Annotated in this window: 12 protein-coding genes, 1 tRNA gene and 1 pseudogene; 10 read left to right on the forward strand and 4 right to left on the reverse strand. The window is 47.7% G+C overall.

Annotation, left to right across the window (positions count from 1 at the left end; genetic code table 11):
• The first annotated feature begins 247 nt into the window (after window positions 1-247).
• The 3 genes from NXS09_RS05650 (at window position 248) to NXS09_RS05660 (ending at window position 3,072) form a co-directional block, all read left to right on the forward strand.
• On the forward strand, window positions 248-1,252 hold the full coding sequence (locus NXS09_RS05650) for a bile acid:sodium symporter family protein (RefSeq protein ID WP_259291581.1): 1,005 nt from the start codon (window positions 248-250) through the stop codon (window positions 1,250-1,252).
• Between the two features lie 220 nt (window positions 1,253-1,472).
• Window positions 1,473-2,819, forward strand: coding sequence for a polynucleotide adenylyltransferase PcnB (gene pcnB / locus NXS09_RS05655; RefSeq protein WP_259291582.1), 1,347 nt, complete (start codon window positions 1,473-1,475; stop codon window positions 2,817-2,819).
• Window positions 2,809-3,072 (forward strand): glutaredoxin family protein, encoded by a 264-nt coding sequence (locus NXS09_RS05660; protein WP_151051565.1) that lies wholly within the window; start codon window positions 2,809-2,811, stop codon window positions 3,070-3,072. The genes pcnB and NXS09_RS05660 overlap by 11 nt, the downstream gene beginning before the upstream one ends.
• A gap of 37 nt (window positions 3,073-3,109) precedes the next feature.
• Here NXS09_RS05660 and NXS09_RS05665 read toward each other — a convergent pair whose 3' ends face one another.
• The 3 genes from NXS09_RS05665 to NXS09_RS05675 form a co-directional block, all read right to left on the reverse strand.
• Window positions 3,110-4,003 (reverse strand): DMT family transporter, encoded by an 894-nt coding sequence (locus NXS09_RS05665; RefSeq protein ID WP_259291583.1) that lies wholly within the window; start codon window positions 4,001-4,003, stop codon window positions 3,110-3,112.
• Window positions 4,004-4,141: 138 nt separating this feature from the next.
• Entirely contained in the window at window positions 4,142-4,891 is a 750-nt protein-coding gene (locus NXS09_RS05670; protein ID WP_259291584.1) for an ABC transporter permease, read from the reverse strand.
• Between the two features lie 194 nt (window positions 4,892-5,085).
• Window positions 5,086-5,862 carry an MOSC domain-containing protein gene (locus NXS09_RS05675; protein WP_259291585.1) on the reverse strand — a complete coding sequence of 259 codons (777 nt, stop codon included), beginning with the start codon at window positions 5,860-5,862 and terminating at the stop codon, window positions 5,086-5,088.
• A 189-nt stretch (window positions 5,863-6,051) separates the two neighbouring features.
• On the opposite strand from NXS09_RS05675, the gene serB reads away from it, so the two are divergent.
• Window positions 6,052-6,888 (forward strand): phosphoserine phosphatase SerB, encoded by an 837-nt coding sequence (gene serB, locus NXS09_RS05680; RefSeq protein WP_259291586.1) that lies wholly within the window; start codon window positions 6,052-6,054, stop codon window positions 6,886-6,888.
• Between the two features lie 116 nt (window positions 6,889-7,004).
• Here the strand turns inward: serB and NXS09_RS05685 are convergent.
• Window positions 7,005-7,080 (reverse strand) — tRNA-Glu (locus NXS09_RS05685).
• 192 nt (window positions 7,081-7,272) lie between these two features.
• Between NXS09_RS05685 and NXS09_RS05690 the strand changes: the two genes are divergently transcribed.
• The 6 genes and pseudogenes from NXS09_RS05690 (at window position 7,273) to NXS09_RS05715 (ending at window position 11,892) form a co-directional block, all read left to right on the forward strand.
• Window positions 7,273-8,181 carry a recombination-associated protein RdgC gene (locus NXS09_RS05690; protein ID WP_259291587.1) on the forward strand — a complete coding sequence of 303 codons (909 nt, stop codon included), beginning with the start codon at window positions 7,273-7,275 and terminating at the stop codon, window positions 8,179-8,181.
• 104 nt (window positions 8,182-8,285) lie between these two features.
• Window positions 8,286-8,852, forward strand: a complete 567-nt coding sequence (gene dcd / locus NXS09_RS05695) for a dCTP deaminase (protein WP_151051575.1) — start codon at window positions 8,286-8,288, stop codon at window positions 8,850-8,852.
• Window positions 8,853-8,988: 136 nt separating this feature from the next.
• Window positions 8,989-9,759, forward strand: a complete 771-nt coding sequence (locus tag NXS09_RS05700) for a J domain-containing protein (protein WP_259291588.1) — start codon at window positions 8,989-8,991, stop codon at window positions 9,757-9,759.
• A gap of 181 nt (window positions 9,760-9,940) precedes the next feature.
• Window positions 9,941-10,110, forward strand: a pseudogene (locus NXS09_RS05705) (integrase core domain-containing protein); the annotation flags it as partial.
• A 780-nt stretch (window positions 10,111-10,890) separates the two neighbouring features.
• Window positions 10,891-11,601: a vWA domain-containing protein gene (locus NXS09_RS05710; RefSeq protein WP_259291589.1), complete on the forward strand. Its 711-nt coding sequence runs from the start codon at window positions 10,891-10,893 to the stop codon at window positions 11,599-11,601.
• Between the two features lie 21 nt (window positions 11,602-11,622).
• On the forward strand, window positions 11,623-11,892 hold the full coding sequence (locus NXS09_RS05715; protein ID WP_259291590.1) for a WXG100 family type VII secretion target: 270 nt from the start codon (window positions 11,623-11,625) through the stop codon (window positions 11,890-11,892).
• Window positions 11,893-11,904 lie beyond the last annotated feature (12 nt).

Below are 11,904 nucleotides of genomic sequence, written 5' to 3' on the forward strand. Positions count from 1 at the left end.
TTTTGAAACGGGTAAAATCTATTTTGTACCATTATTAGAAAGCAGATAGTTTTAAAACGCCAATCTGTTATTAATGAATTAATAACCTTTAAAAACAGTATAGTCAATTTTAACTAGAATAAGTAAAATACCGCCAAATTCTATTTATTTCTGACAACCCAGCATAACAAGGCCTTTTTTAAAAAAGGTTCGGCTGGGTAGTCAACAATAATATTAAAATCAGATACTACCAAAGGAGTGATTGGCGATGCGTTTTTTGGCTATATTGAGTTATCAGTTAACTCGTTTTACTGCCATAGTGATTTTATTGGCCGCCGGCGTAACTTTTATTGAGCCGGCGACTTTCAGTTGGGTTAAGGGCGATGCCCAAGTTTTGGTTTTGGGCATTATTATGCTTGCCATGGGTATGACGCTGGGTAAACAAGATTATCAAATATTGCTTCAACGCCCTTTTGATATTTGTATCGGCACATTGGCGCAATTCACCATTATGCCGCTGTTGGCGATTTTGGTGGCTAAGTTATTGAATCTGTCGGTAGGATTAACGCTGGGGCTTGTACTGGTCGGCAGCTGCCCGGGCGGTGTTTCGTCCAATATTATGAGTTACTTGGCCAAAGGCGATGTGGCTTTTTCCATCGGCATGACAACCTTATCGACCATTATCGCACCCGTGGTAACGCCTTTATGGCTAACTTACTTGGTCGGGCAAACCGTTGAAATGGATGGCTGGGGCATGTTCCGTTTTATGGTGTTGGTTACCTTGATGCCGATTGCAATCGGATCAATCTGTAATATTTTATTTCATAATCAAAAATGGTTTGAAACCGTTCGGGCCATTATGCCGGGCGTAGCAGTTATCGCTTTTGCCTGTATTGTTGGCGGTATTGCTGCAGTATTTGGTAATCAACTGTTCGAATCCGCATTAATTGCCATTATTGCCATTGCCATTCATAACTTTTTGGGTTATGTCTTAGGGTATTGGGCCGGTAATTTAGTGGGAACAAGCACGGCTAAGAAACGTACACTTGCGATTGAAGTCGGTGTACAAAATGCAGGCCTTGCAACGGGTTTAAGCACCAAATTTTTCCCAACCAATGCTGAATCAGCCATTGTGGCCGCTGTCGCGACCATTTGGCATTCCGTTACAGGTTCGGTTTTGGCAAATTTATTCGCCTGGTGGGATAAATATCAAATGAACAAACAAAAAACCAAGCTTACCAATAATACGGAATCGGTAAGTATTGGTGAATAAAATCGGCATCAATCAAGCGGCAATCGGCATTCACGATTGCCGCTTTTGTATGATTGCGCCCTACTCAATGATTCACCCTGCTTCTGATAAGGTATAATGTGCCGTTTTCTTAAATATTTACTCAGCCGTCTGAAACTTTTGCAGAAACATTTACTATAGATTTTTCTGCAAAAGTTTCACTCAAGCATTTCAGACGGCTCGTATATAAAGACGAGTCCTTATGTTAAAAAAATGGTTACACAAGGTTTTGCCAGGTAAATCGGCCAAACCGCGTCGCACACAAAAACAAGTTATCCCGTTCGGCGAACACCGCATCAGCGCCGATATGTTGAGTTTTGCTGCGGAAAAAGTGGTTCGCAGATTGCACAATGAAGGTTTTGAAGCCTATGTGGTCGGCGGCGCCGTGCGCGATTTGCTATTGGGTATCGAACCGAAAGATTTTGACGTGGCCACCAATGCCACCCCCGAACAGGTACGCAAAATTTTCCGCCGCAGCCGCATTATCGGCCGCCGCTTTCAAATCGTGCATGTGATGGTCGGGCCGGAAACCATTGAAGTAACCACGTTTCGCGGCGGCGGCAAGGTTCAGCAAAACGAACACGGCCGCATTATGAAAGACAATGTGTACGGCTCGATGGCAGAAGATGCCATGCGCCGCGATTTCACCTGCAACGCACTGTATTACGACCCCATCACCCAACAGATTATTGATTTTCATCATGGCTTGGCCGATATTCAAGCCCGCCAACTGGTGATGATTGGCAACCCTGCCGAACGCTATCAGGAAGACCCGGTACGCATTTTGCGCGCCGTGCGTTTATCGGGCAAACTCGGTTTTGAAGTGGAATATGAAACCGCCGCACCGATTACCGCATACGCAGGCCGTCTGAAACTCGAACCGGTCGCACGGCTATTCGATGAAATCATGAAACTGCTGTTTTCCGGCCATGCCATCCAATGTTTGGCGCAGCTCGATAAACTAGGCATTCCCGATAATATCCACCCGATTCTAACCGCCTTACAGCACGCCGTTGCCGATGGCGACAATATCGTTTCCCTAGCCCTACGCAATACCGACGAACGCTTACGCGCCGATAAATCGGTATCGGTCGGCTTTGTTTTGGCGGCAGCGATGTGGCCGCGCTTAAATGAAATTTGGCAGCGCAATACCGCGCAAGGTATGAAACCGGTTCCGGCGTTAACTCAGGCGATTAACGAATTGCTCGATGCGGAAAAAGGCTGGGGCGTACCGCAACGTTTTTCCGCCACCATGCGCGAAATTTGGCAGTTGCAACCGCAATTTGACAACATTAAAGGTGCCCGTCCACACCGCCTTATTGCCCAACAACGCTTCCGTGCCGCTTATGATTTCATGTTGTTGCGCGCCGAAACGGGCAATGCCGATAAAGTATTGGCCAGATGGTGGACCACTTTCCAAAGTGCCGACGATGAAACCCGCTTGCAGATGACTGCCGTAGCACAAAACAACCACAACAACGGCGAGGGCAAACGCAAGCGCCGCCGCAAACCCCGTAAAAAGAAAGAAAACCCACAAGATGCCGTCTGAAAAGCAAGCGCCTAAGCTAACGTTAATGTTTCGCGAATATTGCAGCCTATGCCATAAAATGCGCGATGCCCTGCAACCGTATCAGGCCGAATACGGTTTTGATCTTGATATTATCGATGTGGACGACGATCCCGTATTGGAAGAAAAATACAACGAACTTGTGCCGGTATTATTGGCAGGCGATACGGAAATCTGCCATTGGTTTTTAGATGAAAACAAGCTAAAGGCTTTTTTAGACCAAGAGGCCGTCTGAAAAGCGATAGGGCTAACCATTATCGAGCCGCCAAACTTTAACGGCCTGCCCGATGGTTCACCATCATCACCCCCGCAATAGAAAGCGCCCCGCCGACCACCATCGACCACAAAACCGGTTCGCCAAGCAATAAGGCCGACAGCAATACCCCGAACAAGGGTACCAGATTGGTAAAAATCACCGTTTTAGAAGGCCCCACCGCCCTAATGCCTTGGTAATACCACACAAAAGCCACCACCGTGCCGAACGCCCCCATATAAAAAAGTGCCGCCCATGCCGGCCAGCCCAACGCCGCCCAGTCCACCGAAGCAATATGCCCTGCCGCACTCAGCCCGAGAAACAAACAACCCCATAAAGCCGAATAAGTTGTTGCCGCAATCGGGCTTAGAGAAACCAATGCCCTGCGCGACAATAGTGTATAAGCCACCCAAGCCAAAACCGCGCACAACATCGATAACTCACCCGTGCCAAACGAGCGGCTAATATCCTGAACGGTTCCCGCCAAATCACCCCGCGTAATAATCACCGCCGCCCCCACCAACGCCAACACAATGCCCAACCAACGCAAACGCCCCAAGCGTTCGCCGAAGAAAACGGCGGAACATACCGCAACGGTAATCGGGCTGAGGGTAACAAATAAAGCCGTGCGTCCGGCCGGAATATGCGCCAGCGCACCGAAGAAAAACAAGTTATAGAGAAACACACCGGTCAGCCCTAAAAGCGCCGTTGCGAAAACCTGCTGCCGATTCAGGTGCGGCAATCCGCCTTCCATTCTAAAGGCCACCCATACCAAGAGTAACGAAGCAATCAGATAGCGGCCGAATGCCGCCACACTCAACGGCATCGCCTGAGCCAGCACCCTGCCGCCGATAAAAGTGCCGCCCCAAAACAGGGCGACCAAAACTTGTTTGAACGCGAGCGAGGCAGGCATGTGGTTTGTCTGTATTTTCATATTGTTGTCTAAATCAATGGCAATAGATACAAAAGCAGCTATATCCGCCTTATCTTTTAAATCAGGCCGTCTGAAAAATATTTCAGACGGCCTATATTATTTAAACCATTCAAATCATTAACTATGCCGCCACCACTGCCCCAATTTGCGGGCACCGCTGTCTAAAGCCCAACCGATCAAACCGATTAACACAATCGCCGCCATTAATTCGGAATAGGCCAAACGGTCGCGCGTATCGAGAATAAAATAACCCAAACCTTCATTCACCCCCAACATTTCGCACGGTACCAACACCACCCACACAATACCGATGGCCAAGCGCAAACCGTTGAGAATATCGCCCGTTACCGCAGGCAGCATAATTTTAAACAGCATTTCTTTTTTCGTTGCCGAAAGCGAGCGGCCGAGTTCCAACCATTGGCGATTAATATTTTTCACCCCCGAAGCCGTGTTCAACATAATCGGCCACACCGCCGCAAACGCCAATAAGAAATAAATCGGCGCGTCCCCAATACCAAACAGCATCACCACCACCGGCATCCACGATAAAGGCGAAATCATGCGTAAAAATTGAAAAGCCGGGCTGCTGGCCTGTTCCGCTTTAGACGATAACCCGACCATAAAACCTACCGGCACTCCGATAAGCAAAGCAAAAAACAACCCCACAAACACGCGTTTCAAACTGGCGCCGATATGCGGCCACAATTGGCCGTCTGAAAGCAGATGGCCGAGATTATCAAAAGCGGGCGCGGGTGCGAGCAAATTGGCCAGCGACATATTTTGTGCCAGCAATAACGCCCCTGCCTGCCATAGTGCCACTAAAATCACTAAGCCGAACCCGCCTAGCAAATAACGGTTCCATTTCATTATTTTTCTTCCGTGAAATCTGTTTCAGACGGCCTCAAGATAAGCGAACGTCTGGCTGTCTGTATCAAGTCAATTTTTTTGAAAACACCGGACAAACCGGGATAAAGGAATATAACAAAGGCAGTAAAAATTATCCAGACAATCCGCTGCTACACCGACTGTTTAAACTTACCGCAGGCCGTCTGAAAAATACTTTACAAATAGCTCAATACTTCAACTTCATCACCCACCCGAACACGCCCCTGATTCAATGCCACCAGATTCACTCCGAACACGGCATTTCTCACCTTAGCCAATGTTTTAAGCGGCTCTAGAGACGGATCTTTCTGCCCGTTCTGCAAATCCACCGTCGTCATCACGCAGCGGGTACACGGTTTGAAATTTTCAAATTCCACCTCACCGATGCGGATACGATGCCATTGTTCTTCTTCATACGCCTGCCCGCCCGAAACCACTAAATTGGCACGAAAACGCGCCATTTCCACCGGTTTGTCCAACATATGATTCAAGTCGGTCAAAGAAGCGGTATTGGTGAGTAAAAACGGTGCCCCGTCGGCAAAAGAAAGCGGTGTTTGAGAATAAGACAGCATACGGCGGCTTTGTTTGCCCAACCAATACAAACGCACTTCCATACCGAGTTGCTCAGAGAGCCATTTATCCGTTTCAATACTGCCGCAACGGGCGGCAAAAGAATCTTTCCATACGGTAACATCGGCGCTATCGGTCATTTCAGACACCGAAACCTCACGACAGCTGCCGTCAGGTGCCGTTAATACCAATCCGTCCAATCGAGCATCGGCCTGCCAAAGCAGCATCTTCGGAAACTTGCGCGCGGTCACAAACCCGCCCTGCGGCGTGGCCACCAGCCATTCGCGGTCATGCGGCAAGCCGGTCGGCAAAATATCGGCTTCTGCAAGGGTATTGCCGCCCATAGACTTAACAGGATAACGGATCAATTCGCTTAGCTTCACGGTATTTATTCCATGCTTATCAATGTGTTTAAAAATCATAACAAAATAACCATACGCCGTCTGTATCGGGCTTGAATAAAACAGCGGCCAAAATATACCGCCACCTAGCCATTTCCATAAATTCGTCATTCAGTTTATGAATGATGTTGGCTATAATACCCGCTTTATTCTTTATTCCAAGCCAATACAATGCCATATACTCTAATTCTGCAACACCCCGCCCTTGCCCAATGCGATCTCAGCGTTTTGAACACCTTAGACCTGCCCGAAGGCAAAACACACCGCCATACACTACGGATTCCCGTTTCCGAAACCTTCGCCCTGCCCGATTCGGCCGCTGAAAGTTTAAGCAGCCAATCCATAGACTTTGCCGTTTTGCCCGATATGGCATTTTCCGATTTAGGTTTAATCGTGAGCGATATGGATTCGACCCTGATTACCATCGAATGTATTGATGAAATCGCCGCCGGCGCCGGGTTGAAAGCGCAAGTAGCCGAGATTACCGAACAGGCCATGCGCGGCGAATTGGATTTCGAACAGTCGCTACGCCGCCGAACCGCCCTGCTGAAAGGTTTGGACGAACATTTTTTGCAAGACGTATACGATAATGTTTTACAACTTTCGCCCGGCGCGGAAGCATTGCTCGAAGAATGCCGCCAAAACAATGTAACGTTTATGTTGGTTTCCGGCGGGTTTACATTCTTCACCGAAAAACTGCAAAAACGGTTCGGGTTCGACTATCAATACGCCAATGTTTTAGGAATAGAAAACGGCAAACTCACCGGCCAAGTATCCGGCAGGGTGATTGATGCAAAAGCCAAAGCCGATTTATTAGTCGAACACCGCCAAAAACTCGGTCTGGCCAAGCATCAGGTTGTCGCCGTCGGCGACGGTGCCAACGATATCCCCATGATTACCGAAGCCGGTATCGGCATTGCCTACCATGCCAAACCGAAAACGCAGGCACAAGCCGACGCCTGTATCCGTTTCGGCAATTTGCAAGCCGTTCGCGGTTGGTTCCGCTAATACCGCCTAAAAGCTTTTCAGACGGCCTTATATTTTCAGACGGCCTGATAAAAGTAACCATATTATTTTAAAAACAAAAAAAATCCGCTTGAATAACCAAGCGGATTTTTATAATCTGGCACGCCCACGGGGATTCGAACCCCGGTTGCCGCCGTGAAAGGGCAGTGTCCTAGGCCTCTAGACGATGGGCGCATATATATCCGGAACGCGCACTATAACGATATACGCGCGCGCTGTCAATAAAACGGCGGCATATCGTTTTTCAGACGGCCTAATCCTTCTATTCCGATAGAATAAAATCATAATATAGATTTTACATCACACCGGCCTATAATTAGGCACTTTATTTGCTATAATGCGGCGGTTTAATCCGAAAGAAATATCATGTGGTTCAAACAAGTCAGTTTTTATCCCTTGAATAAAAACAAACTGCCCGAATTGGAAACCTTAGCCGCCAAACTCACCGAAGCCGAATTCACCCCCTGCATGGGTTTGGATTGGTTTAGCGAAGGCTTTTCCGCTCCGGTTTCATTTTCACCCGAAACCGTGTTTCCCGCCGACTATACTTGGCGCATCGCCCTCAAAAAAGAAGAAAAAGTGCTGCCTGCCGGCGTGATTCGCGATATTCTCGACGAAAAAGTGGCGGAAATTCAAAATGCCGAAGCCCGCAATGTCGGCCGTAAAGAAAAACAAGAATTAAAAGAACAGATTACCGACGATTTATTACCGCGCGCCTTTACCCGCAGCAGCCGCACCCAAGCCATTTTCGATATCAAACACGGTTATCTTTTTATAAACAATGCTTCGTCTGCCAAAGCGGAAGCCATGCTGACCAAATTGCGCGAAGCCTTAGGCGGCCTTGAAGCCCGCTTGCCGAACACCAAACAATCACCCTCTTCCAAAATGACCGACTGGCTTTTACAGGGCGCAGCCGAAGGCGGTTTCGAGCTCGATAGCGATTGCGAATTAAAAGGCACCGGCGACGTTGCCCCCGTAATCAAAATATCGAAACAGGATTTAACCGCAGACGAAGTGGTTCAGCATGTGAAAAGCGGCAAAACCGTTACCCAACTCGGCTTGGTATGGCGCGAACAAATTGCATTCGTTTTAACGCAGGATTTCACCCTCAAACGCATCCAATATTTAGACGTTTTGCAGGAAGAAGCCGAGAGCCACGGCGACGATGCCGCCGCTTTAACATTTGCCTCCCAGATTTTAATGGTCGAAGCATTAAGCACCATGCTGGAAGAATTGGCCGGCTATTTAGGCGGCTGGCAGGAAAGCGCGGAATAATCCGCCTACCGATAAACCAAACACCCACGGGCAAAACACCATACGGGTTTCAGACGGCCTGAAACATTCACGGCAACCCCGTGCCCCAACTTAAAGGAAAAACCATGAGCATTAAATCAGACAAATGGATCCGCCGTATGAGTGAAGAGCACGGCATGATCGAACCGTTCGAACCCAATCAGGTTAAAGAAGTCAACGGCCAAAAAATCATTTCATACGGCACGTCCAGCTACGGCTACGATATCCGCTGCGCCAACGAATTCAAAATTTTTACCAATATCAACAGCACCATTGTCGACCCGAAAAATTTCGACCCGAAAAACTTTGTTACCGTAGAAGACGACTGCTGCATTATCCCCCCCAACTCATTCGCCCTTGCCCGCACGGTCGAATATTTCCGCATTCCCCGCAACGTATTAACCGTATGCTTAGGCAAATCCACCTATGCGCGTTGCGGCATTATTGTGAATGTGACCCCGTTCGAGCCCGAATGGGAAGGCTATGTAACCCTAGAGTTTTCCAACACCACCCCGCTGCCCGCCAAAATCTACGCCGGCGAAGGCGTGGCACAAGTGCTGTTTTTTGAAAGCGACGAAGTATGCGAAGTTTCCTATAAAGACCGCAGCGGAAAATACATGGGGCAAACCGGCGTTACCCTGCCCAAAACCTAATCGAAACCCGGCAGCCGAAATCAAACCAAACCGATTTTGGCTGCTATTATCCGTTTCAGACGGCCTAACCGTTTCAAACCGATTTCACCGTTATATTAAAGCCATTCTTTAATCAACGGCCTGCAAGGTAGGGAATATGTCGCAACGCATACGCACCCATTATGACAACCTCAAAGTCGCACAAGACGCACCGATTGAAGTCATCCGCGCGGCTTACCGTTCCCTTTGCAAAAAATACCACCCCGATCAAAACCCGAACAACCCCGATGCCGAACGCATTATGAGCCTGATTAACCGCTCCTATGCCGTTCTATCCGACCCCGAACAACGCCGCGCCCACGATGATTGGATTGCCGCCCAATCCCACCATCACCACCCTACACCCTCAAACACCCCCAAACATCAACCGAGCGAAACATTCAGGCCGTCTGAAAACCCTCCTCAAGCCCAAGCAACCTTTACCCGCTTCTGGCTCGGCCTGGTATTTTTTGCCATTATCCTCAGCCTCCTATTTTGGTTTGCCAAACAACAGCGCGAAGCCGCCCCCGCCTACCCGACCACCCGCCTCGACACCCACACCCCCGCCACCTATCCCGAATTCGCCCAATACATGCCCGGCTACCCCGTTTTAGCAGAACAAGGGCACAATATGGTTAAAATCGACAATCAAAACAAACACTCCGCCGTATTGGCACAAATTTTCCCAAACAATAGCAAAACCGCCATCCGCACCATTTACATACCGCCCCAAGCCGACTTTACCGCGTTTAAATTAGCCGCCGGACAATATCGGCTGCATTACCGGCAATTGGCCGATGATACGCAGGAAGAAGTTTTATTTGAATTGGATGAGCAGCAGGCAGACGCACGGGTGATTGTTTTGGAAGATAGGGGGTTGGGGATTTGAGAGAGTTGGGAAAGATAAGGGGAATATACTTACAAGGCCGTCTGAAAGGTTAAATGGCTTTCAAACGGCCTAATCAAGGTCAAGTATTAAATATAATTATTGTATTAGAAAAAGCTTAATCAATATTATATAAACCAACTTATTTTTTAATAAAGAAGATAAATATGAATAATAAAAATCTATTAAGCGATTTAATCGCAGTTATCAGACGGAGGTTTTAGACTACACCTTTTTAATAATTTAAATGAAGTGAATCAACTTACTGAAGATTGGATCAAGGTTTATAATACCGGAAGACCTTATAATTCACTGAATGATATGACGCCCTCTAGGTACAGACAACGGGCTTAAATAGTCTACGATAATGGTCGTATTAAGAATGGGGTATTTATAATATAAAGCTAAATCGGCAAAGAATATTTGACATCTGGTATTCATTTCAATATATTTTCAAGGTAAATTATATTGTGGGTTATTTTATTTGAAGCATTCCTTAACTGTCTCTATTGAGGTCATGGCAAAACGCAATAGCCCCCAAGAGGAGTATGAGACATAGCCAAAGATAGATGATCGCTGGTTATCAGTGGACGAAATCAAGTTTTCAAATCAGGTTGATGCATTTTAAACTGGGTTTAAAATGCATCAACCTGATTTGAAATACAATCAAAGCCTTATCAATAACAGTAATTTTGTAAGACATGTAATATCAGCATGTTATGACCTCTTGAATTATTTGGCACACCGGTTGCTAAAGACCAAGTGCAGAAAGAAACGCAATTGGTTGAAAAAGCAAAAGGAGCAACGATGCTATCATTTATAGTCACTTCAATTATCGACGGAGATACCTTCGAGGTGTCACCGGAGTGGAAATGGAACGGTGAGACCGGAACCAAGTCCGTCCCGCCGGTTATAATGCTCCGGAATTGCACACCGCCAAAGGTCAGAAAGCGAAGGATGCTTTGTCAAAGCTTATCCATTGGCAGCAGGTTGAACTCAGGACCGCTTACAAAGTGGATCGGGGCCGACTGGTCTGCGAAGTATTTGTCGGGAGCAGAAACCTTGCTGAGTTTTTCCCCGAGTATTGAGAATTGTATGAAATTGAAACCAGCAAATTAATCAGGAGAATGATCCATGTTTGATCCTAAAAAGTTCACCACCCCAACCGCCAAACCGCTTCCCATCGTTCTGCTTCTGGATGTCAGCTCCAGCATGTACGGAGATAAAATCGAGAACCTTAACAAGGCCGTCGAGGATATGCTCGACACCTTTGCGCAAGAAGAAAAGATGGAGACTGATATTCTTGTTTCCGTCATCACTTTCGGAAACCAAGTTGAACTACAGGTGCCCTATACCAAGGCTTCTCAGGTGCAGTGGCAAGGTCTGCAGGCAAATGGTATGACCCCGATGGGAACAGCCCTCAAAATGGCTAAGGCCATGATCGAGGACAAGGAGACCACTCCATCCCGCGCTTACCGCCCGACTGTTGTCCTTGTTTCTGACGGCCAGCCTAATGACAGCTGGGAAAGACCGCTAGAGGACTTTATCTCCGAAGGACGCTCTTCCAAATGTGACCGCATGGCAATGGCTATCGGACGTGATGCTGATGAGACGGTTCTTAAGCGTTTTATCGAGGGGACGCCCCATGACCTTTTCTATGCGGAAAACGCTGGACAACTCCATGAATTTTTCCAGCGTGTGACCATGTCGGTGACAATGCGTACCCAATCCAAGAACCCGAACGTGGTACCGGCTCCGTCGGAGATCAAGCTGGACGGTGGCAGCGTTAAGTCGTTGACAACCGGAAATGCGGCTGCTTCATCTGATGATGAAGGTTACTGGTAAACAAAAATTTGGAGGTAAATCATGCCACAAGCAATTGGCGATCCTGATGAACTTGACCGTTTCGCGCAGTCTCTGATGCAGTTCATCGACACGTTGAATGAAGCGGTTAACGGTTTGAATCATAGCTTTAGTTCCCTCAGGGATACCTGGCAGGACGAAAAACGAGCGAGTTTTGAAGAGGACTATAACGCGCTGGTGCAGCAACTTTCTCATTTTGAAGTGAGCGCATCGGAACAGGTCCCTTATCTTCACGCACTGGCATCACGTTTAAGAGATTATTTACAGAGTTAGAGTTAAGGTGGG

The sequence above is a fragment of the Neisseria montereyensis genome, from assembly GCF_024834045.1.
Taxonomy (GTDB): Bacteria; Pseudomonadota; Gammaproteobacteria; order Burkholderiales; family Neisseriaceae; genus Neisseria; species Neisseria montereyensis.

Excerpts from the sequence above, each read along its gene's own strand:
- NXS09_RS05650 (WP_259291581.1), top strand. The coding sequence starts at position 248 with ATGCGTTTTTTGGCTATATTGAGTTATCAGTTAACTCGTTTTACTGCC.
- pcnB (WP_259291582.1), top strand. The coding sequence starts at position 1,473 with ATGTTAAAAAAATGGTTACACAAGGTTTTGCCAGGTAAATCGGCCAAA.
- NXS09_RS05660 (WP_151051565.1), top strand. The coding sequence starts at position 2,809 with ATGCCGTCTGAAAAGCAAGCGCCTAAGCTAACGTTAATGTTTCGCGAA.
- NXS09_RS05665 (WP_259291583.1), bottom strand. The coding sequence starts at position 4,003 with ATGCCTGCCTCGCTCGCGTTCAAACAAGTTTTGGTCGCCCTGTTTTGG.
- NXS09_RS05670 (WP_259291584.1), bottom strand. The coding sequence starts at position 4,891 with ATGAAATGGAACCGTTATTTGCTAGGCGGGTTCGGCTTAGTGATTTTA.
- serB (WP_259291586.1), top strand. The coding sequence starts at position 6,052 with ATGCCATATACTCTAATTCTGCAACACCCCGCCCTTGCCCAATGCGAT.
- NXS09_RS05690 (WP_259291587.1), top strand. The coding sequence starts at position 7,273 with ATGTGGTTCAAACAAGTCAGTTTTTATCCCTTGAATAAAAACAAACTG.
- dcd (WP_151051575.1), top strand. The coding sequence starts at position 8,286 with ATGAGCATTAAATCAGACAAATGGATCCGCCGTATGAGTGAAGAGCAC.
- NXS09_RS05700 (WP_259291588.1), top strand. The coding sequence starts at position 8,989 with ATGTCGCAACGCATACGCACCCATTATGACAACCTCAAAGTCGCACAA.
- NXS09_RS05710 (WP_259291589.1), top strand. The coding sequence starts at position 10,891 with ATGTTTGATCCTAAAAAGTTCACCACCCCAACCGCCAAACCGCTTCCC.
- NXS09_RS05715 (WP_259291590.1), top strand. The coding sequence starts at position 11,623 with ATGCCACAAGCAATTGGCGATCCTGATGAACTTGACCGTTTCGCGCAG.